At 54.3% G+C, this 21,664-nt stretch carries 19 protein-coding genes and 1 other RNA gene; 15 read left to right on the top strand and 5 right to left on the bottom strand.

Going from position 1 to position 21,664, the window contains the following annotated elements; translation table 11 throughout:
* The first annotated feature begins 79 nt into the window (after positions 1 to 79).
* Positions 80 to 1,000: an agmatinase gene (speB, locus tag RAC60_RS14130; protein ID WP_033739645.1), complete on the top strand. Its 921-nt coding sequence runs from the start codon at positions 80 to 82 to the stop codon at positions 998 to 1,000.
* A gap of 42 nt (positions 1,001 to 1,042) precedes the next feature.
* On the opposite strand, the gene RAC60_RS14125 is transcribed toward speB, so the two are convergent.
* Positions 1,043 to 1,798: a M48 family metallopeptidase gene (locus tag RAC60_RS14125; RefSeq protein ID WP_039339286.1), complete on the bottom strand. Its 756-nt coding sequence runs from the start codon at positions 1,796 to 1,798 to the stop codon at positions 1,043 to 1,045.
* A gap of 269 nt (positions 1,799 to 2,067) precedes the next feature.
* On the opposite strand from RAC60_RS14125, the gene tkt reads away from it, so the two are divergent.
* From tkt to RAC60_RS14090, 7 genes are all read left to right on the top strand, one after another.
* Entirely contained in the window at positions 2,068 to 4,062 is a 1,995-nt protein-coding gene (gene tkt / locus RAC60_RS14120; protein ID WP_054633204.1) for a transketolase, read from the top strand.
* A gap of 307 nt (positions 4,063 to 4,369) precedes the next feature.
* Complete coding sequence (gene epd / locus RAC60_RS14115) at positions 4,370 to 5,389, top strand: erythrose-4-phosphate dehydrogenase (protein ID WP_058702218.1); 1,020 nt, start codon at positions 4,370 to 4,372, stop codon at positions 5,387 to 5,389.
* A gap of 51 nt (positions 5,390 to 5,440) precedes the next feature.
* A complete protein-coding gene (pgk, locus tag RAC60_RS14110) occupies positions 5,441 to 6,604 on the top strand; it encodes a phosphoglycerate kinase (RefSeq protein ID WP_033739641.1) in 1,164 nt (387 codons plus the stop codon).
* Positions 6,605 to 6,713: 109 nt separating this feature from the next.
* Entirely contained in the window at positions 6,714 to 7,793 is a 1,080-nt protein-coding gene (gene fbaA / locus RAC60_RS14105) for a class II fructose-bisphosphate aldolase (protein WP_039339288.1), read from the top strand.
* 362 nt (positions 7,794 to 8,155) lie between these two features.
* Positions 8,156 to 9,031 carry a small-conductance mechanosensitive channel MscS gene (gene mscS / locus RAC60_RS14100; protein WP_006120836.1) on the top strand — a complete coding sequence of 292 codons (876 nt, stop codon included), beginning with the start codon at positions 8,156 to 8,158 and terminating at the stop codon, positions 9,029 to 9,031.
* A 122-nt stretch (positions 9,032 to 9,153) separates the two neighbouring features.
* On the top strand, positions 9,154 to 9,777 hold the full coding sequence (gene argO, locus RAC60_RS14095) for an arginine exporter ArgO (protein WP_058702217.1): 624 nt from the start codon (positions 9,154 to 9,156) through the stop codon (positions 9,775 to 9,777).
* Between the two features lie 141 nt (positions 9,778 to 9,918).
* Positions 9,919 to 10,650: an oxidative stress defense protein gene (locus RAC60_RS14090; RefSeq protein ID WP_006120834.1), complete on the top strand. Its 732-nt coding sequence runs from the start codon at positions 9,919 to 9,921 to the stop codon at positions 10,648 to 10,650.
* A gap of 456 nt (positions 10,651 to 11,106) precedes the next feature.
* Here RAC60_RS14090 and RAC60_RS14085 read toward each other — a convergent pair whose 3' ends face one another.
* Positions 11,107 to 12,009, bottom strand: coding sequence for a LysR family transcriptional regulator ArgP (locus RAC60_RS14085; RefSeq protein WP_006120833.1), 903 nt, complete (start codon positions 12,007 to 12,009; stop codon positions 11,107 to 11,109).
* Positions 12,010 to 12,190: 181 nt separating this feature from the next.
* On the opposite strand from RAC60_RS14085, the gene rpiA reads away from it, so the two are divergent.
* Together rpiA and serA are read left to right on the top strand one after the other, a co-directional pair.
* A complete protein-coding gene (rpiA, locus tag RAC60_RS14080) occupies positions 12,191 to 12,850 on the top strand; it encodes a ribose-5-phosphate isomerase RpiA (RefSeq protein ID WP_033739634.1) in 660 nt (219 codons plus the stop codon).
* 279 nt (positions 12,851 to 13,129) lie between these two features.
* Positions 13,130 to 14,368: a phosphoglycerate dehydrogenase gene (serA, locus tag RAC60_RS14075; RefSeq protein WP_006120831.1), complete on the top strand. Its 1,239-nt coding sequence runs from the start codon at positions 13,130 to 13,132 to the stop codon at positions 14,366 to 14,368.
* A gap of 42 nt (positions 14,369 to 14,410) precedes the next feature.
* Here the strand turns inward: serA and RAC60_RS14070 are convergent, their stop codons facing one another.
* From RAC60_RS14070 to zapA, 3 genes are all read right to left on the bottom strand, one after another.
* Positions 14,411 to 15,007 (bottom strand): 5-formyltetrahydrofolate cyclo-ligase, encoded by a 597-nt coding sequence (locus tag RAC60_RS14070; protein WP_033739632.1) that lies wholly within the window; start codon positions 15,005 to 15,007, stop codon positions 14,411 to 14,413.
* A gap of 77 nt (positions 15,008 to 15,084) precedes the next feature.
* Positions 15,085 to 15,268, bottom strand: a non-coding RNA gene (gene ssrS / locus RAC60_RS14065) — 6S RNA.
* 39 nt (positions 15,269 to 15,307) lie between these two features.
* Positions 15,308 to 15,637 carry a cell division protein ZapA gene (gene zapA / locus RAC60_RS14060; RefSeq protein ID WP_006120829.1) on the bottom strand — a complete coding sequence of 110 codons (330 nt, stop codon included), beginning with the start codon at positions 15,635 to 15,637 and terminating at the stop codon, positions 15,308 to 15,310.
* 170 nt (positions 15,638 to 15,807) lie between these two features.
* Between zapA and RAC60_RS14055 the strand changes: the two genes are divergently transcribed.
* From RAC60_RS14055 to gcvT, 5 genes are all read left to right on the top strand, one after another.
* Positions 15,808 to 16,386 (top strand): YecA family protein, encoded by a 579-nt coding sequence (locus tag RAC60_RS14055; protein WP_006120828.1) that lies wholly within the window; start codon positions 15,808 to 15,810, stop codon positions 16,384 to 16,386.
* A gap of 33 nt (positions 16,387 to 16,419) precedes the next feature.
* Positions 16,420 to 17,742 (top strand): Xaa-Pro aminopeptidase, encoded by a 1,323-nt coding sequence (gene pepP, locus RAC60_RS14050; RefSeq protein ID WP_375093934.1) that lies wholly within the window; start codon positions 16,420 to 16,422, stop codon positions 17,740 to 17,742.
* Complete coding sequence (gene ubiH, locus RAC60_RS14045; RefSeq protein WP_375093933.1) at positions 17,739 to 18,917, top strand: 2-octaprenyl-6-methoxyphenyl hydroxylase; 1,179 nt, start codon at positions 17,739 to 17,741, stop codon at positions 18,915 to 18,917. The genes pepP and ubiH overlap by 4 nt, the downstream gene beginning before the upstream one ends.
* 13 nt (positions 18,918 to 18,930) lie before the next feature.
* A complete protein-coding gene (ubiI, locus tag RAC60_RS14040; RefSeq protein ID WP_006120825.1) occupies positions 18,931 to 20,133 on the top strand; it encodes an FAD-dependent 2-octaprenylphenol hydroxylase in 1,203 nt (400 codons plus the stop codon).
* A 431-nt stretch (positions 20,134 to 20,564) separates the two neighbouring features.
* Entirely contained in the window at positions 20,565 to 21,662 is a 1,098-nt protein-coding gene (gene gcvT / locus RAC60_RS14035; protein ID WP_054687098.1) for a glycine cleavage system aminomethyltransferase GcvT, read from the top strand.
* The last annotated feature ends 2 nt before the right edge of the window (positions 21,663 to 21,664 follow it).

Here is a 21,664-nt window from a genome sequence, read left to right as displayed (position 1 = left end):
ACGCGGAGGGGATTTTTTTTATCTCAACCTGAAAGGTGTGCGGGCCCGGCCCGGTTCAGACATTAACAGAGGACGACTTATGTACAATACCCTCGGTAATCAGTACGACAATTCACTGGTTTCTAACGCCTTTGGTTTTATGCGTTTTCCAGTCAATTTTCAGCCTTACGACAGCGACGCAGAGTGGGTGATCACCGGCGTTCCGTTTGATGCAGCAACCTCTGGCCGTCCAGGCAGCCGTCTTGGCCCTGGTGCCATCCGTCAGATTTCAACGAATCTGGCCTGGGAAGGCTGTCGCTGGCCGTGGGATTTTGACCTGCGTCAGCGCCTGAATGTCGTCGACTGTGGCGATCTGGTTTATGCCTTTGGCGACTCTCAGGACCTGTCTGACAAGTTGCAGGCTCACGCAGAGAAGCTGCTGGCTAACGGTAAACGTATGATGACGTTTGGCGGCGATCACTACGTCACGCTGCCGCTACTGCGTGCCCACGCGAAGCACTTCGGTAAAATGGCGCTGGTGCACTTCGACGCGCATACCGATACCTATTCTAACGGCCCCACGTTTGACCATGGCACCATGTTCTTTACGGCGCCAAAAGAGGGCCTGATCGATCCGCAGCACTCCGTCCAGATCGGTATCCGTACCGAGTTCGATAAGAGCCTGGGCTTTAACGTGCTGGATGCGGCGCAGGTTAACGACCGCAGCGTGGACGATATCCTGGCGGAAATTAAGCGCACCGTTGGCGATCTGCCGGTTTACCTTACCTTTGACATTGACTGCCTGGACCCTGCGCATGCGCCGGGTACCGGTACGCCAGTGATCGGTGGTTTAACGACCGACAAAGCGACCAAGTTGATTCGGGGTTTGCAGGGCATGAATATTGTCGGGATGGATCTGGTGGAAGTGGCCCCGGGCTATGATCACGCCGATCTGACCGCGCTGGCTGCCGCAACGCTGGCACTGGATATGTTACACGTTCAGGCCGCCAACAAAGGCTAATGCCACAGCGGGATAACGCAGCGTTATCCCGCTGATTCAGGCTTACTTGCTGTCTGCCGCGATACGATCGCGAATGTGTTGTGCGCGGGCTTCAGAATCAGGGTGCGAATCGAACATAGAGCTCTGGCGACCCTGTTCCAGTTTCGCCAGTTTTTCAAAGCTGGTCGCTAATCCGACAGGGTCAATTCCCCGTTTTTTAAGCAGATTGTAAGAGTAGTCATCCGCCTGCGTTTCCTGAGACTGGGAGAACTGCGCATTCACCAGTTTTTCGCCCATATCGCCCAGTTGTGACTGCGACAGCGAGCCAATGATGCCTCCTACGGACGCGGCAGCGGTGCGCGCGGCGGTCGTGGTAAAGGCAACCTGCATCGCTTTACGTGTATGGCCCAGCGCGACGTGACCCATTTCGTGCCCCAGCACCGCCTCCACTTCATTGTCGTTCATCATGTCCATCAGGCCGCTGTAAACGCGAATACAGCCGTTGGCCATCGCCCAGGCATTCACATCTTTGGTCTGGTAGACCTTATAGTTAGCCGGCGTACCGTTAATGTTGTCGCCCAGTGCGGCCGCGATTTTATTCAGACGTTGCTGGTATTCGCTGTTCGCCGGCGCGACCTGATTGTCTTTGTCCATCTGGGCACAGGATTGATCGCTCAACTGCTTCACCTGGGCATCGCTTAATGTGTACGCCTGGAAAGCCTGTGCACCTGACTGCAGCAGGCCGTTGTTATTCATCCCCTCGCAGCCGCTTAACAGCGCGATCATCCCCAAAGCCAGTACCGTTTTCTGAATTTTCATTCCATCTTCCCAATAGTAACAAGATAAAAAACAATCACCTGACGCGGTGGCTGGTGATCGAACTTACTGGTTATAGTCGGCGGTAAACCGTTTTGCTAGCAGACATTACCGGAAAAGCCAAACGCGCCGGGCATATTTCGCGTTTTACGACATTACTTTTAGGCCGTTTTTCATGTACATTGTTGTGAAAGTTTCCCCTCGCTTTGCCCGATAACTGATTAATTACAAAAGGTTAAGGCGCAAATCGTTAATCCGAAATGGAGTAGAAGATGCCCTCTCGTAAAGATCTTGCCAATGCCATTCGCGCGTTAAGTATGGATGCAGTGCAAAAAGCTAAATCGGGACATCCGGGTGCCCCTATGGGCATGGCGGATATCGCCGAAGTGTTATGGCGTGGCTACCTGAATCATAATCCAACTAACCCATTGTGGGCTGACCGCGACCGTTTTGTGCTGTCGAATGGTCACGGTTCGATGCTGATCTACAGCCTGCTGCATCTGACCGGTTACGATTTGCCCATCAGCGAACTGGAAAACTTCCGTCAGCTGCACTCTAAAACCCCGGGGCACCCTGAGTACGGCTACACCGTTGGTGTGGAAACCACCACCGGTCCGCTGGGCCAGGGCATTGCCAATGCCGTGGGTTTTGCCATTGCTGAGCGCACATTAGCGGCGCAGTTTAACCGTCCGGGTCATGACATCGTAGACCATAACACCTGGGTGTTTATGGGCGATGGTTGCATGATGGAAGGCATCTCACACGAAGTCTGCTCACTGGCCGGTACGCTGAAGCTCGGTAAGCTGGTGGCCTTCTATGACGATAACGGTATTTCAATTGATGGCCATATCGACGGCTGGTTTACCGATGACACCGCTAAGCGTTTTGAAGCCTATGGCTGGCATGTGGTGCGCGGTGTGGATGGGCATAACGCGGATGCGATCGCGAAAGCCATCGAAGAAGCGAAAGCCGTAACCGATAAGCCTTCACTGCTGATGTGCAAAACCGTGATTGGTTTCGGTTCACCAAACAAAGCGGGCACCCATGATTCACATGGCGCGCCACTGGGTGACGACGAAGTGGCCTTGACCCGTAAGCAACTGGGTTGGGAGTATCCGCCATTTGTTATCCCGTCTGAGATTTATGCCGAGTGGGATGCTAAAGAAGCGGGCAAGGCGAAAGAAGCCGCGTGGAATGAAAAATTTGCCGCTTACGCCAAAGCCTTCCCGGAACTGGCTGCCGAATTCAAACGTCGCATGAGCAACGAACTGCCAGCTAACTGGCAGCAAGAGTCGCAAAAATTCATTGAGCAGTTGCAGGCGAACCCGGCGAAAATTGCCAGCCGTAAAGCTTCGCAGAATGCGATTGAAGCGTTTGGTAAGATCCTGCCGGAATATCTGGGCGGTTCAGCGGATCTGGCACCCAGTAACCTGACTATCTGGTCGGGATCTAAGCCAATCAATGAAGATGCTGCGGGTAACTACATCCATTATGGTGTGCGTGAGTTTGGTATGACCGCGATTGCTAACGGTCTGGCCCTGCACGGCGGTTTCCTGCCTTATACCGCAACCTTCCTGATGTTCGTGGAATATGCGCGTAACGCGGCACGTATGGCTGCGCTGATGAAGATCCGTCAGATCATGGTGTATACCCATGATTCAATCGGTCTGGGTGAAGATGGCCCGACGCACCAGCCTGTTGAGCAGATGGCAAGCCTGCGCACGACGCCGAACATGAGCCTGTGGCGTCCGTGTGACCAGGTTGAATCTGCCGTGGCGTGGAAATATGCCATTGAGCGTAAAGACGGCCCAAGCGCCCTGATCTTCTCGCGTCAGAACCTGGCACAGCAGGAGCGTACACCCGAACAACTGGCCAACGTGGCCCGCGGTGGTTATGTCCTCAAAGACAGCGCAGGCACGCCAGAACTGATTCTGATTGCCACCGGTTCCGAAGTGGAACTGGCCGTCGCGGCTTACCAGAAGCTTACCGAAGAAGGTCGCAAGGTGCGCGTGGTGTCTATGCCATCGACCGATGCTTTCGATAAACAGTCCGAAGAATACCGTGAATCTGTTCTGCCAAAAGCCGTTGCGGCGCGCGTCGCTATTGAGGCTGGTATCGCCGATTACTGGTTTAAATACACCGGGCTGAACGGGGCTATTGTTGGGATGACCACCTTTGGTGAGTCGGCTCCTGCTGAGAAGCTGTTCGAAGTGTTCGGTTTCACGCTCGACAACGTTGTCGCAAAAGCAAAAGCGTTGCTGGCGTAATGCCACAATCCTGACGCGTGCCTGCGCGTCAGGATAGCAATAAAAAGGGGGCGCTTTCTGCCCCCTGACTGACGCAATTATTCCTGGAGTAATCGCTCATTTTTGCTCAATTATGTGATGCAGATCCAAAAATTCGCAGCTCGCTTGATCGCAGTCATTCCTGTTATTCCTCACTTCTATTATTCTCGCTGAACCGTTTCAGTTATGGCGCGTTCACCCTGCATCGGGTAAGAATCTCCTGTACAAAACGTGGTGAAACGCTCAGGCTATCTGCACCTTTTTTTCAGTCTGGTTTGGCAGGAGAAAGATGACCATTCGGGTTGCAATAAACGGCTTTGGTCGCATTGGACGCAACGTGTTGCGTGCACTGTATGAAACGGGACGCCGTGCTGAAATCACCGTGGTGGCGATTAATGAGCTGGCGGAAGCCGCAGGCATGGCGCACTTATTAAAATACGACACCAGTCATGGCCGTTTTGCACTGGATGTTCACCAGGAGCGGGACCTGCTGTGGGTGGGAGAAGATACCATTCGTATTCTGCACCACGCCGGACTGGACGCGCTGCCCTGGCGCGAACTCAATGTCGATGTGGTACTGGACTGTACCGGCGTTTATGGTTCCCGCCAGGATGGTGAAGCTCATCTGCGCGCTGGCGCTAAAAAAGTCCTGTTTTCCCATCCGGGTGGTCACGATCTTGATGCCACCGTCGTGTACGGTGTTAACGAGCAGGAACTGAAACAAACGGACTGTATTGTCTCGAATGCCTCCTGCACCACCAACTGCATTATTCCCGTGATTAAGCTGCTGGATGATGCGTTTGGGATTGAGTCGGGCACGGTGACGACGATCCATTCGGCGATGCACGATCAACAGGTGATCGATGCTTATCACAGCGATCTGCGCCGCACGCGTGCAGCCAGTCAGTCTATTATTCCGGTGGACACGCGCCTGGCGGCAGGCATTACGCGTATTTTTCCGAAATTTAACGATCGCTTTGAAGCCATCGCAGTGCGTGTGCCGACGATCAACGTGACCGCCATTGATCTCAGCGTTTCTGTGCGTCAGCCGGTTAAGGCCTGTGAGGTTAACGCCTTGTTGCTGAGCGCGGCAGAAGGGGCGTTTCGTGGTATAGTTGACTATACGGAGTTGCCGTTAGTCTCAATAGATTTCAACCATGATCCGCACAGTGCCATTGTGGACGGTACACAAACGCGGGTCAGCGGTCAGCATCTGATCAAAACCCTGGTCTGGTGCGACAACGAATGGGGCTTTGCTAACCGAATGATCGACACGACGTTAGCGATGGCCGCAAGCGGTTTCAGGTAAGACGCGGTTTGCGTCTGGCAAAACTTATGAGAATCAACGAGAGGGTTCACCATGTCCGTAATTAAGATGACCGATCTGGATCTTGCTGGCAAACGCGTTCTAATCCGCGCCGATCTCAACGTGCCGGTAAAAGAAGGGAAAGTGACGTCAGATGCACGTATCCGTGCGTCTCTGCCTACCATCGAAGCTGCTCTGAAGCAGGGCGCTAAAGTGATGGTTACCTCTCACCTGGGTCGTCCGACCGAAGGTGAATACAACGACGAATTCTCACTGCTGCCTGTAGTGAACTACCTGAAAGAAAAACTGAACGGCACCCCGGTAACGCTGGCGAAAGACTACCTTGACGGCGTCGATATCGGCGCGGGCGAGCTGGTTGTGCTGGAAAACGTTCGCTTTAACAAAGGCGAAAAGAAAGACGACGAAGCGCTGGCAAAAAAATACGCAGCACTGTGTGACGTGTTCGTGATGGATGCTTTTGGCACCGCGCACCGCGCCCAGGCCTCTACACACGGCGTGGGTAAATTTGCGCCTGTCGCCTGTGCGGGCCCGCTGCTGTCGGCTGAGCTGGACGCGCTGGGTAAAGTGATGAAAAACCCTGAGCGTCCGCTGGTGGCCGTTGTCGGTGGTTCAAAAGTCTCAACCAAATTTGATGTGCTGCAGTCGCTGGTCAAGATTGCTGACACCGTGATTGTCGGCGGTGGCATTGCGAACACCTTCGTCGCTATCGATAACAAAGTGGGTAAATCGCTGTATGAGCCAGACTTTGTTGAAGCGGCAAAAGGCCTGCGCGATCAGTACGGTATTCCTGTCCCAACCGACTCACGCGTTGGCACGGAATTCTCTGAAACTGCCCCGGCAACCGTGAAAAAGGTTTCGGAAGTGGCAGATAACGAAGAGATTATGGACTTCGGCGACGAAACCGCTCAGGCCATGGCAACCATCCTCAAGAATGCGAAAACCATTCTGTGGAATGGCCCGGTTGGTGTGTTTGAGTTCCCGAACTTCCGTAAAGGCACCGAGATTGTCGCTAACGCGATTGCAGACAGTGACGCGTTCTCTGTTGCAGGTGGCGGTGATACGCTGGCTGCTATCGATCTGTTTGGCATTGAAGACAAAATCTCCTATATCTCGACGGGCGGCGGCGCGTTCCTTGAGTTCGTTGAAGGCAAAAAACTGCCTGCCGTTGCCATGCTGGAAGAGCGTGCGAAGCAGTAATCCTTTGGGGGCGGTGCCTGGCGGCACTGCCTGAAAACTCGCCCGATACCGGGCGTTTAAATCGCTGTCCCCATGTTGGGGATAACCGGTCACGAAACAGGACACAATCATGTCTAAAATTTTTGATTTCGTAAAACCCGGCGTTGTCACTGGTGACGACGTTCAGAAGATCTTCAAAGTAGCGAAAGAGAATAAATTCGCTCTGCCAGCGGTTAACTGCGTCGGTACTGACTCAATTAACGCTGTGCTGGAAGCCGCCGCGAAAGTTAAAGCCCCGGTTATCGTACAGTTCTCTAACGGCGGTGCTGCGTTCATCGCCGGTAAAGGTTTTAAAACCGACAAGCCACAGGGCGCCGCCATTTTCGGTGCGATCTCTGGCGCACAGCACGTGCATCTGATGGCTGAACAGTATGGCGTGCCGGTTATCCTGCACACCGACCACTGTGCCAAAAAACTGCTGCCGTGGATCGACGGTCTGCTTGACGCAGGCGAAGAGCACTTCAAAAAAACCGGCAAGCCGCTGTTCTCTTCTCATATGATCGACCTGTCTGAAGAGTCACTGGAAGAAAACATCGAAATCAGCAGCAAATACCTGGCGCGCATGGCGAAAATCGACATGACCCTGGAAATCGAACTGGGCTGCACCGGCGGTGAAGAAGATGGCGTGGACAACAGCCACATGGACGCTTCTGCCCTGTACACCCAACCAGAAGACGTGAACTACGCGTACGAAAAACTGAATGCGATCAGCCCGCGTTTCACCATTGCGGCATCCTTCGGTAACGTCCACGGCGTTTACAAACCCGGTAACGTGAAACTGACCCCAACCATCCTGCGTGACTCCCAGAAATTTGTCTGTGAAAAACATGGCCTGCCGCACAATGCGCTGGATTTCGTGTTCCACGGTGGTTCAGGTTCTTCTGCTGCAGAAATCGAAGAGTCTATCAGCTACGGCGTGATCAAGATGAACATCGATACCGATACTCAATGGGCGACCTGGGACGGTATTCTGCAGTACTACAAAAAGAACGAAGGCTATCTGCAGGCGCAGCTGGGTAACCCAGAAGGCGCTGATAAGCCGAACAAGAAATACTACGATCCACGCGTCTGGCTGCGCGCTGCGCAGGCATCCATGGTGGTGCGTCTGGAGCAGGCGTTCAAAGAACTCAACGCCGTTGACGTTCTGTAAGTAGCGTTGCTCAGCGCTGAGGTCTTCAGGACGTCAGCGTGACTGACTCTGTCCCGATCAGCCGATCGGGACTTTTTTTATCCCGCCTTTGCACACCTTTCTCTTTGCGCTTTTGATAAGTCGACGTCCGGTTACAGCGGCATCGCTCACCACCTTTTATGCTCAAAAACTTCTCAACAGGGAAGGGCGAAGCGAGGGGAGTCAAACGCATTGTGGCGACGATTCAGGCTGCCCGTCCTCATTATGGTGCCATGTAATTTGGCACCAGGCTAAATAATTGATTACCCTTAATCCCTGGGTGTCGGATTACATCTGGCAGTTTTTGTTTTTCCCCCTCGGGGATTCATCAACAGGGCTTACAAATGGAAGACTTGAATGTTGTGGATGGTATCAACAGTGCCGGTGGCTGGTTAGTACACAACCAGGCGCTGATTCTGAGTTATGCCGTGAATATCGTTGCGGCTGTTGCCATCATTATTGTCGGGATGGTCATCGCCAGAGTGATTTCAAACGCCGTTAATCGTCTGCTCATCGCGCGTCATATTGACGCCACCGTGGCAGACTTTCTTTCCGCGCTGGTTCGTTATGGCGTCATTGCGTTTACGGTGATTGCTGCGCTGGGACGCGTTGGCGTGCAAACCGCGTCGGTCATTGCCGTGCTGGGTGCGGCAGGTCTGGCCGTCGGCCTTGCGCTACAGGGCTCATTGTCCAATCTGGCAGCCGGTGTACTGCTGGTCACGTTCCGTCCTTTCCGTACCGGTGAGTTTGTTGATCTGGGCGGCGTGATGGGCACCGTACTGAATGTGCAGATTTTCTCGACCACACTGCGGTCGGCGGATGGCAAGATTGTGGTGGTGCCCAATGGCAAAATCATCAGCGGGAATATCATCAACTTCTCGCGTGAACCCGTGCGCCGTAATGAATTCATCGTCGGCGTGGCCTATGAAGCCGATGTGGATGAGGTGATTGCCCTGCTGCGTGAAGTGGTGGAAGCCGATCAGCGTGTCTTAAAAGATCGTGGCATCCAGATTGGCCTGAATGAATTGGGCGCTTCATCGCTGAATTTCGTTGTGCGTTGCTGGAGCAACAGTAGCGATCTGCAGGACGTTTACTGGGATCTGCTCAAGAACTTCAAACGTGCGCTGGATAACAAAGGCATTGGTATTCCTTACCCACAGATGGATGTCCATCTGCATCAGGTGAACAAACCTGACGCGGAAACTGCGGTCACCCGTTAAGCCGATGGGCGGCAGCCGCCGCCCATTAAAATGGCTAATGACGTATTAATTTTTTCCATTTCCGCTAATCATATCGGCTTCCCTATAATGCCTGACATCTGACTGATGTAAGGATATTTCCCGTGTTATCGATTTATTTTCAAGGGCTTGCTCTTGGGGCCGCGCTCATTCTGCCGCTGGGGCCACAAAATGCCTTCGTACTTAATCAGGGCGTGAAACGGCACTATCATCTGATGACCGCCACGCTCTGCTCGCTGAGCGATGTTGTGCTGATCTGCGCGGGGATTTTTGGGGGAAGTGCGCTCCTGCAGCAGTCGCCACTGCTGCTGACCGTGATTACCTGGGCAGGTGTGGCCTTTTTGCTCTGGTATGGCTGGGGCGCATTACGGACCGCTTTTAGCCGCGAGCTGGCGCTGGCGTCAGGCCTGGATATCCGGCAGAGCCGAGGCCGGATCATTGCTACCCTGCTGGCAGTCACCTGGCTCAATCCCCACGTTTATCTCGATACCTTTGTTGTGCTTGGCAGCCTGGGAAGCCAGTTGCCTGATACCCACGCGCGTCAGTGGTTCGCCCTGGGGACCGTCAGTGCCTCTGTGTTGTGGTTTTTTGGCTTAGCCCTGTTGGCGGCCTGGCTTGCGCCGTTACTGCAGACAACGCGCGCGCAACGCCTCATCAACCTGCTGGTCGGCGCGGTCATGTGGTTTATCGCGTTTCAACTCGCACAGCAGGCTATCACAGGATTTTGAGCAAAAGGTAAACGAAAACGGGTTATCCAGACCCGTTTTCCGAACTTTTGTCATTACCTTCACTCCAAGCAAGGCGTAATATGATGCGCGTGCCGGCTTCGGACCCGAAGCCACCGAACTGACCTTTCAAGGAGGACTTTCATGAAACTGAAAGCATTGGCGCTTGTCGCGATGATGAGCGCAGGGGCATTGCCTTTAAGCGCACAGGCTGATGAACTGCCAAACGGACCCCATGTTGTGACGTCAGGCAAAGCGACGGTTGATGCCCGCCCGGATATCGCGACGCTGTCAATTGTGGTGAATGTCTCATCGAAAGATGCCGCAGAGGCAAAGAAACAGGTCGACAGTCGTGTTGCGCAGTATTTTGATTTCCTGCAGAAAAACGGCATCGAGAAAAAGGATATTGAAGCGGCCAACCTGACCACGCAGCCAGAATACGATTATACCAAAGACGGTAAATCGCAGTTGAAAGGTTACCGTGCGGTACGTCAGGTTCAGGTGACCGTCCGCCAGTTGGACAAGCTGAATGAGCTGCTTGACGGCGCGCTGAAATCGGGACTGAACGAAGTTCGCAGCGTCGAGTTAGGCGTCGCCAATCCTGAGCGCTACAAGCAGCAGGCGCTGAAAGCCGCCATCAAAAATGCGACTCAGCAAGCCACAGAACTGGCAGAAGGCTTTAACGCCAAACTGGGGCCAATCTACAGCATTCGCTATCAGGTCGCTAACTACCAGCCTATGCCGATGAATCGTATGTTTAAAGCCTCCGCGGCAGCGGCCGATACTTCCGCGCAGGAAACCTACGACCAGCAAAGCATTAACTTCGATGACCAGGTTGATGTGGTTTTTGAGATGAAACCCAATACGGCACAGTAAGCCTATCGATGCTGTCGTGAAGCCATCAGCGGCCGTGTTTACCAGGTGCGCTTTGCGCCGCTGATGCGGTGCCTTTCCATCGCTCAGCAACCTGACGGACTGTCGCAGTCGGCCTGTTCCTTTGCCGGCGGCGCTTTTCCTCCGCATCCCTGCGGGGGCAATCTCTGGTTGATTCCCGCTTTTCAGCGCCCGGTATCACCTGCTGAAATCACGCCCCTGATGGCCATGGAGCCGTGCTGCTTTTAGCAGGGTACACTCTCACTGCAACGCCTGACGCTTGCTGCGGCACAGGGGATTATTCTCTTTAGTTCAGCAGAAGCCCGGACAGGCTGTCCGGTTCCGGGCGGTTTGTCAGGAGAATAAGCAGATCAGGAATGCTGCCCGGTAGCGGCAGAGAGTCGCGTTTGGCACGCACCGTCTTCCAGTTTATCCGGCCTTCACTTTCGCCTCTGGCCGCTATTCCATCGTGTCCTGACGCAGAACCCGATGACCATGCGCAATCAGCGCATCGGTGACCCGACGCATCAGTCGGCTTTCCGGTGCAAAACGGTGCCAGTACAACATCCGGCGCTGATACAGCCCCGGTGTCAGATCGATCAGCTCACCGCTCGCCAGTTCGCGCTCAATCTGCAGATGCGGGATCATACAGCAGGTTGAGCCCTGACGGGCCATCTGCACAAAGGCTTCAGAAGAGTTAACGATATGGCAGGGCACGCTGCCCGGCGAAAGATCGAAGTTCTGCTGTAAAAAGGCCTGATGCATATCATCCAGATGGTCAAATGCGACGGCAGGCGCTTTCAGCAACGCGGAACGGGTGACGCCGTTGGGAAAAAAGCGCTCGGCAAAGTCACGGGAAGCCACAAACAGGTAATCCAGGGCGCCCAGTTGATCAACCAGACAACTGGGTAAAGGCTGGGGCTGGATACTGACTGCGCCGACCACTTCGCCACGTCTCAGACGTTCCTGCGTACGGGTTTCATCTTCAACCTGGAGGTTAAGGCGCACCGGCGAATCGGCCAGCACGTCTTTTAATGCAGGCAACAGCCAGGTGGCCAGACTGTCGGCGTTCACTGCCAGGGAGAGCAGTAACGGCGTCGTACCGCTGATTTCATCTCCCAGCCACTCTTCCTCCAGCAGTTCAACCTGGTGCAACAGCGCAAGCAGCTTTTGCCCCTGCTCAGTGGGACGAGGGGGCACGGTGCGAACCAACAGCGGCTGACCAAACAGGTTTTCCAGCTGTTTGATGCGTTGCGATACGGCCGACTGGGTGATGCACAGTTTTTGCGCAGCACGTTCAAAGCCACGTTCACGTATCACTGCGTCCAGCGCCTGAAGCGTTCTGTAGTCCGGGCGTTTCATTATTCTTTTCTCTCCTTCAGGGTGGACGTTACGATGCCACAAATGTGCCTGAGCAAAAGTCTGGGGTATTTTTGTGGGCTGGCTTCCAAAGCATTAAATCCGCCCAATGCATCCGAGCATTTTCAGCAAACCTTGCTTTATACTACGCGCATTTTCTTATCGCACAGGTTCTAAACATACCATGACGCAGGATGAACTGAAAAAAGCTGTTGGTTGGGCTGCACTTGATTATGTCCAGCCAGGTACGATCGTCGGCGTGGGAACAGGCTCTACCGCTGCCCATTTTATTGATGCGCTCGGCAGCATCAAACACCAGATTGAAGGTGCCGTGTCCAGTTCTGAAGCCTCCACGCAAAAGCTCAAAAGCCTCGGTATTCAGGTGTTTGATTTGAATGAAATCGATGACCTGGCCATCTATGTTGATGGTGCCGACGAAATTAATCCCCAGATGCAGATGATCAAAGGCGGCGGTGCCGCGCTGACCCGCGAAAAAATCGTCGCGGCCGTGGCTAAAAAGTTTATCTGTATTGCCGATGCATCGAAAGAAGTCGACGTGCTGGGGCGTTTTCCGTTGCCCGTTGAAGTGATTCCCATGGCACGCAGCTACGTCGCGCGTGAACTGGTCAGGCTGGGCGGTTTGCCTGAGTATCGCCAGAATGTCGTCACTGACAACGGTAATATCATCCTGGACGTGCATAATCTGCGTATTCTGGATCCCATTGAGCTGGAAAAAACCATTAACGCGTTACCGGGCGTCGTCACCGTCGGGCTTTTCGCTACCCGGGGTGCCGATGTGGCGTTGATTGGCGGACCGGATGGGGTCAAAACGCTGAAAAAATAACGCGACGGGCGCATAATTTGCGCCCGCGTTTTTTAATTAAAAAAAAACTTTTCTCGCCAGGCTGAAATTTGGTGACTTATGTCACATAAGCGTCATCAACAGCGGGTTCATTCTCCCCGATGCGGCCAACCCACGATTTTGTCCGGCAAAGTTTGGCTTCTGAATCCAGCCAGCCAGCCGGTCAGGCAATCGTTTGTATTGCTGCTGGCGTTTTTTTTGATATTTTGACTGCTGGCTGACTGCGTTCAGTCCTCGTTGAATTCTGAATAGGGTTGGGAAATGGCAAAGGTTTCACTGGAAAAAGACAAGATTAAGTTCCTGCTGGTGGAAGGTGTCCACCAGAGCGCGCTGGACAATCTTCGTGCTGCAGGTTACACCAATATTGAATTCCACAAAGGCGCACTGGATAGCGAGTCATTAAAGGCTTCCATCCGTGACGCGCACTTTATCGGTATCCGTTCCCGTTCCCAACTGACTGAAGAGATTTTTGCCGCAGCAGAAAAACTGGTCGCTGTGGGCTGTTTCTGTATCGGTACCAACCAGGTTGATTTAAATGCGGCGGCAAAGCGCGGTATTCCCGTTTTTAACGCCCCGTTTTCTAACACGCGATCGGTCGCCGAACTGGTGATTGGCGAAATGCTGCTGATGCTGCGTGGCGTGCCAGAAGCGAACGCCAAAGCCCATCGCGGTGTCTGGAATAAGATTGCTAAAGGCTCATTCGAAGCGCGCGGTAAGAAGCTGGGCATTATCGGCTATGGTCACATTGGTATGCAGTTAGGCGTGCTGGCTGAGGGCCTGGGCATGCACGTGTATTTTTACGATATTGAAAATAAGCTGCCGCTGGGTAATGCCTCGCAGGTGCGAAGCCTGACGCAGTTGCTGAATATGAGCGATGTCGTCAGTCTGCATGTGCCTGAAACCGCCTCGACACAAAATATGATCTCTGCTGATGAGCTGGCGCAGATGAAACCTGGCGCGCTGTTAATCAACGCCTCACGCGGCACCGTCGTGGATATTCCGGCACTGTGTGACGCGCTGGCCAGCAAGCAGGTCGGGGGCGCGGCCATTGACGTGTTCCCGGTTGAGCCAGCCACAAACAGCGATCCGTTTGTCTCGCCACTGAGTGAGTTCGATAATGTCATTCTGACGCCACACATCGGGGGTTCCACCGAAGAAGCGCAGGAAAACATTGGTATCGAAGTCGCAGGCAAACTGGCGAAATATTCCGATAACGGTTCAACGCTGTCTGCAGTGAACTTCCCTGAAGTGTCCTTGCCGATGCACGGCGTCAGCGCAAGCCGTCTGCTGCACATTCATGAAAACCGTCCGGGTGTGCTGACCGCAATTAACCAGATTTTTGCCGAACAGGGCATCAATATCGCCGCGCAGTACCTGCAAACCTCACCCATGATGGGGTATGTGGTGATTGATATCGATGCCGAGCATGAACTGGCAGAGAAAGCGTTGCAGCTGATGAAGGCTATCCCTGGCACTATCCGCGCCCGTCTCCTCTACTGATTTATCGACATAATCAACCCAGGCGCACAACAGTGCCTGGGTTTATTCTTCCCACAACCACAGCGTTGACGGCGTCAGCACGGCGGGCAAAGGAATATCCCAGGCCGCCACAGGCAGCGAATCGACCAACTGGCAGTCGTGCGCGATGCCAACCGGTAAAAAAGCGTGCTGTTTCCAGTTTTGTAACGTGCGGTCGTAAAAGCCGCCCCCCATGCCCAGACGCTGACCACTGCGATCAAAGGCCACCAGCGGCACCATCATCACATCCAGTTCGTCCAGCGTAACCATATGCCGGATATCAAGTGGCGGTTCAGGAATACGTAGCTTGTTCGGGCTCAGCGGCGTTTCTGGCGTATAGCGCAGAAAAAGCAGATGACCGGCAGAGAAGGGATGAAGCACAGGAAGATAAACGCGTTTGTTCTGCTGCCATAATTTTGCGATAAGCGGACGCGTATTAATTTCCCCATCGACGGATAAGAACAGCGCGACGTTTTGGGCGTCGGAGACAGGCGCAAAGTTAATCGCGTGTTCCGCAAGCTGTTCGGCGGCAGTATGTTGCTGTTCCGGGGTTAAGGCGCGACGTAAATGACGAACATGCTGACGAATGTCCTGTCGCTGAAGTAAAGAGGGTTCTGACATGGTGTCCCCCAGAAGAAGTCGCCTGAGCGACGCACTATATCATGTCTGGTGGGGGATAATGCAGTACAACCAGAAAGGAGATCTCCGAGATGCCGCCGTAGGCTGTAACCCTTGAACCCTTGGTTCAAGGTGAACATGCCGTCGCAACCATCAGGCTTCTCGGACGGACCGAGCATGCTCACAGGTTGCGGAGCGTCACATTCTGTTGGTATGAAATATCGGCTCAGGGGACTGGCCCACTTGCAAACATCTCAGAGAAAATTGACTTCACCGTCAGTGTAGCACAGTGACCATGAAGTATTATTCGAACTTCGCATCCTGACGATCAGTTATGCGACCTTGCTCAACTAATGCCTGCTCTATCGTCTGCTGTAACATACGGATTCGTTGTTCCATATTAGCAGCATAGTCGCGCGTCTTGTTTTTTTCTTGTGCCAGTTCATGGCAAATGTTTAACGCGGCAATGAACACCAGTTGCTCTGTATTGGTGACTCTAGTGCGAACTTTTAAATCTTGCAACCGTTGATTGAGATCTTCCGCCGCCGCGTTCAGCGCATCTTGCTGTTCAGGCGGACAATTTACTCTCAAAGAACGACCAAAAATTTGTAAATCTACCGGTTGTGCAGACATGCCACCTTCCTGACTGATTACCTGGCTCGCCATTCCCTTAGCCTTCAATGGCCTGGGAGGCGGGCAACTATATAGACCTGAGAAATAAGATACAACCCCTTTTCTGGAAACCTTGAGGCAGCTAGTGGTAGCATACCACGAACTCTTACAGCCAACGACGATGAAAAATGATGTCTTCACAGAACGCAACCCCTGATTACAATGCGCTGGCGGCGGCGCTCTCACAGCACGGCGTCGGAATGACACCTGCCGAAATGCACGGATTACTCAGCGGTATTCTGTGTGGCGGTAATCAGGATACCAGCTGGAAAACGCTGGTCCACGATCTCGCGAATGAAGGCATGGCTTTTTCGCACACGCTGGCCCAGCCGCTGCAGGATTTGCATGCAAATATTACGACGGCGCTTGAAGAAGATGGCTTTCTCTTTCAACTGATGCTGCCCGACGATGATGACATCACCGTGTTTGATCGGGCGGACGCCCTGGCTGGCTGGGTAAACCATTTTTTACTCGGCCTGGGCGTAACTCAGCCTAAACTGGATAAGGTCACCGGCGAAACCGGCGAGGCCATTGATGATCTGCGTACTATCGCGCAGCTTGGCTATGACGAAGACGAAGATCAGGAAGAGCTGGAGCAGTCGCTGGAGGAGGTGATCGAGTACGTCCGCGTCGCGGCGCTACTTTGTCATGATACGTTCACGCGCCCGCAGCCAACCGCACCTGAAGTACAGAAGCCAACGTTACACTAAGCCAGATATCTCAGTTCAACAGGGAGTGCAGACATGATTTCACTGGAGACCTTCCAGCAGCGTCGTCAGGCGCTGTTAGCGAAAATGGTTCCGGGCAGCGCAGCGTTAATTTTTGCGGCGCCTGAAGTAACGCGCAGTAACGACAGCGAATATCCGTTTCGTCAAAACAGTGATTTCTGGTACTTCACAGGTTTTAATGAGCCTGAAGCCTTACTGGTGCTGATCAAAAGTGATGAGAACCACAACCACAGTGTGCTGTTTAATCGTGTCCGCGACCTGACCGCAGAAATCTGGTTTGGTCGCCGTCTGGGCCAGGAGGCGGCACCGGCAAAACTGGGTGTGGATCGCGCACTGCCCTGGAACGATATCGGTGAGCAGCTTCATCTTTTGTTGAACGGTCTGGATGAGGTTTATCACGCGCAAGGGTTATATCCTGAGGCTGACAAGCTGGTGTTCAGTGCACTGGATAAACTACGTCGCGGTTTCCGCCAGAACCTGAGCGCCCCTGCCAGCCTGACAGACTGGCGTCCCTGGGTGCATGAGATGCGCCTGTTCAAAAGTCCGGAAGAAATCGCCATTCTGCGCCGTGCAGGTGAGATCAGTGCGCTGGCCCATACGCGCGCTATACAGGCCTGTCGCCCCGGCCTGTACGAATACCATCTGGAAGGCGAAATTCATCATGAGTTTAACCGCCACGGTGCGCGTTTTCCCTCCTACAACACCATCGTCGGTTCCGGTGAAAATGGATGTATTCTGCACTATACCGAGAATGAATGTGAGCTGCGGGATGGCGACCTGGTGCTGATTGATGCGGGATGTGAATGGCAGGGGTACGCAGGCGATATTACCCGCACCTTCCCGGTAAACGGTAAATTCTCACCCGCTCAACGTGCTGTCTACAACATCGTGCTGAAATCGTTAGAGACGGCATTATCCCGTTTCCGGCCTGGCGTCAGTATTCGCGAGGTGAATGATGAGGTGGTGCACATCATGGTGACCGGTCTGGTTGAACTGGGCGTGTTGCAGGGCGAGGTTGACGCGTTAATTGCTGAAGACGCGCATCGCAAATTCTTTATGCATGGCCTGAGCCACTGGCTGGGGCTGGATGTCCATGATGTGGGGCACTACGGCACGCCAAGCCGGGATCGCATTCTGGAACCGGGCATGGTCATTACTATTGAACCAGGCTTATACATTGCCCCCGATGCCGACGTGCCGGTGGAATACCGCGGTATCGGCATTCGCATTGAGGATGACATTGTGATCACTGAAACAGGTAACGAGAACCTCACTGACAGCGTGGTGAAAGATCCAGATGCTATTGAGGCGCTGATGGCGGCGGCACGCGCAGGATGACCGTCCTCATCGCGGGTGGCGGAATGACCGGTGCCACGCTGGCGCTGGCTATTTCGCACCTGACACAGGGCGCGCTGCCCGTCACGCTGATCGAAAGCAGCGAACCTGCCAGCCGCGCGCATCCAGGTTATGACGGCCGTGCCATTGCGCTGTCTGCCGGCACCTGTCAGCAACTGGCCAATATTAATCTCTGGCAGCGCATTGCCCCCTGCGCAACGCCGATCACAACGATCCATGTTTCCGATCGGGGTCATGCGGGTTTTGTCTCACTGGCGGCCAGCGACTATGCGATTCCCGCGCTGGGCCAGGTCGTCGAATTGTTCGACGTAGGCCAGCGTTTATTCGCGCAGCTTAAACAGGCTCCCGGCGTCACCCTGCGCTGTCCGGCACGGGTCACCAATGTGAACCGTACTCAGGCGCACGTGAAGGTCACGCTGGATAATGATGAACAGCTGGACGCTGATGTGCTGGTGGCGGCTGATGGCTCGCGTTCGGCTGTCGCGGCAGCCTGCGGTATTCAGTGGCAAACCGAAACTTATCAGCAGCTGGCACTCATTGCGAATGTCACCAGCGAGATACCGCACCAGGGGCGGGCCTTTGAACGGTTTACTGCGTTCGGCCCGCTCGCCCTGCTGCCGATGTCTGACAACCGTCTGTCGCTGGTGTGGTGTCATTCATTGGATAAGCGCCCGCAGCTTGAGCGCTGGGACGACGAGACGTTTCTCAGCGAACTTCAGCACGCGTTCGGCTGGCGACTGGGGAAATTTACCCACACCGGTAAACGCGATATCTATCCGCTGGCATTGCAACAGGCCGAACCGGTCGTTTCACATCGTGTTGCCACCGTGGGCAACGCAGCCCAGACGCTGCACCCTATTGCCGGGCAGGGATTTAACCTGGGCCTGAGGGATGTCATGTCCTTAGCCGAAACCCTGGCCACCGCGCACCGGCAGCAACAGGACCCTGGCAGCTATGCTGTCATGCAGCATTACCGTCAGCGTCGCCAACAGGATCGGGCCACGACCATCGGTCTCACCGACGGTCTGGTGCGCCTGTTTGCCAACCGCCATGCACCGCTGGTCGTCGGGCGCAGCCTTGGCCTGCTGGCAATGGATCATCTGCCGTTGCTGAGAAATCTTCTGGCCGAGCGCACGCTTGGCTGGGTTAAGCGTTAACTGAGAGGCACTGATGCAAACTTATGATGTGGTAATCGCCGGTGGCGGTATGGTAGGACTGGCCGTGGCCTGCGGTCTGCAGGGCAGTGGCTTGCGTATCGCCGTACTCGAACAAGCGCCCGAGCCGCAATTTGATGCCACCGCTTCTCCGTCTGTCCGCGTATCGGCTATCAATGCGGCCAGTGAACGTCTTTTACAAAAACTGGATGTCTGGTCGACGATCCTGTCGCTCAGAGCCAGCCCTTATCAGGCCATGGAAGTCTGGGATCGTGACAGCTTCGGTGCTATCTCATTTGACGGTGAGCAGCAGGGCTTAACCCATCTCGGGCACATTATCGAAAACCCGGTGATTCACTGCGCCTTATGGCAGCGAGCCAGGCAGTGCAGTGACGTGACGTTGCTGCCGTCGTCACACCTTCAGCAGGTGGCATTTGGCGATAACGAAGCCTTCATTACGCTACAGGATGGCGGCATGATGAGCGCACGGCTGATGGTTGCCGCAGACGGTGCCAATTCCTGGCTGCGCAATAAAGCCGATATTCCGCTGACTTTCTGGGATTATGAACACCATGCCCTGGTGGCGAACATCCGTACCTCCATGCCACATGATGGCGTCGCGCGTCAGGTATTCCATGGCGATGGCATTCTGGCGTTTCTGCCGATGCAGGATCCGCATCTGTGCTCCATCGTCTGGTCGCTGTCGCCCCAGGAAGCCACCCGGCTGGAAACGATGCCTGAGGCGCTCTTTAATCAACAGTTGTCGGTGGCGTTTGATATGCGCCTTGGCCTGTGCGAACTGGAAGGCGAACGGAAGGCATTCCCCCTCACGGCACGCTATGCGCGCAGCTTTGCTGCACATCGCCTGGCGCTGGTGGGCGATGCTGCGCATACCATTCATCCGCTGGCCGGGCAGGGTGTCAATCTCGGTTTTATGGATGCCGCAGAGTTGATTGGTGAAGTTCGCCGCCTGCATCAGCAGGGCAAAGATATCGGGCAGCACCTCTATCTGCGCCGCTATGAACGCAGCCGTAAACACAGTGCCGCCATGATGCTCGCGGGCATGCAGGGATTTCGTGAGCTGTTTGCGGGCAATAATCCGGCTAAAAAGCTGCTTCGCGATGTCGGGCTAAAATTGGCCGATAATTTACCGGGCGTGAAACCTGTCATGTTGCGGCAGGCGATGGGCCTGAACGACATTCCCGCCTGGCTTCGCTGACGCGAATCCCTTTCTTAAAGCCAGCGTAATTGCTGGCTTTTTTATTTTAAAAAAGGACTGCACCGTAAAAATGCAGTCCTGCACCGTTGCAGCGCCTCATTTGATTTATTCTAATTTTGCGTGATGTTTCGCATTACTTATTTTTATTCGACGCCATTTTTGCTTCGCTATTTTTTTAACATCTTGCGTGTCGGTACGAATAAAATGGCTGTAAAAAAATGAATAGGTCGTATTTGTTGTGTGTCTAATCACAAAATTACAGTCTTTTGTCCTGCTTTTTCTTTTTCGCGATTAGGCTGTGCGTCTGCGTTCGACCTCGCTTTGCTTATGGTTAATCGACCCGTTCAGTGGTAACGTCATTGCAAAGAGAACGTTTGCGTCGGCTCCCGGCGGCGTGGTTTCAAACTTACTTGTTTCAGCACAGGATAGTTATGACTCAGCACACACCTCTGTTTGACCAGCATCAGGAAAACGGTGCGCGTATGGTGGATTTCCATGGCTGGATGATGCCGCTGCACTATGGCTCCCAACTGGATGAACATCATGCTGTTCGCAACGACGCAGGCATGTTTGATGTTTCGCACATGACCATCGTCGATCTGCACGGTGCACGTACGCGTGAGTTTTTGCGTTTTCTGCTGGCAAACGATGTCGCGAGGCTGACGCAACCCGGCAAAGCGCTTTACACCGGCATGCTGAATGCGTCGGGCGGCGTGATTGACGATCTGATCGTGTATTTCATGGATGAGACGTTTTTCCGCCTGGTCGTGAACTCTGCGACGCGTGAAAAGGATCTGGCATGGATCAATGAACATGCGCAGGGTTATGGCGTGGAAGTCCGGGAGCGTGACGATCTGGCGATGATCGCCGTGCAGGGCCCACAGGCCCAGCAAAAAGCACAAACGCTCTTCAGTGATGCACAGCGTCAGGCTGTACAAGGTATGAAGCCGTTCTTTGGCATCCAGGCCGGGGAGCTGTTTATCGCCACCACCGGTTATACCGGCGAAGCGGGTTATGAGATCGCGCTACCTGCGGCGCAGGCCGTTACATTCTGGCAGCGCCTGCTCGCCGCGGGCGTCAAACCCGCCGGACTGGGCGCACGTGATACATTGCGTCTGGAAGCGGGCATGAATCTTTACGGTCAGGAAATGGATGAAAGCGTCTCACCGCTGGCCGCCAACATGGGCTGGACCCTGTGCTGGGAACCGGCGAACCGCAATTTTATCGGGCGCGAAGCACTGGAAAGTCAGCGCGAAAAAGGCACTGAAAAACTGGTTGGCCTGATCCTGACAGAAAAAGGCGTACTGCGTAACGGCCTGCCCGTGCGTTTTACGGATAGTCAGGGGCAGATGCAGCAGGGCATTATTACCAGCGGATCTTTCTCACCAACGTTGGGTTACAGCATTGCGCTGGCCCGCGTGCCTGCGGGCATTGGCGAAGACGCTATCGTTGAAATCCGCAACCGTGAAATGCCCGTAAAAGTGACTAAACCCGTTTTCGTTCGCGCCGGCAAGCCGGTTGCGCAGTAAAA

It is taken from the genome of Pantoea sp. BR_17, from assembly GCF_041955125.1.
Classification (GTDB): domain Bacteria; phylum Pseudomonadota; class Gammaproteobacteria; order Enterobacterales; family Enterobacteriaceae; genus Pantoea; species Pantoea stewartii.
This window is presented reverse-complemented; position numbering and strand designations above follow the sequence as displayed.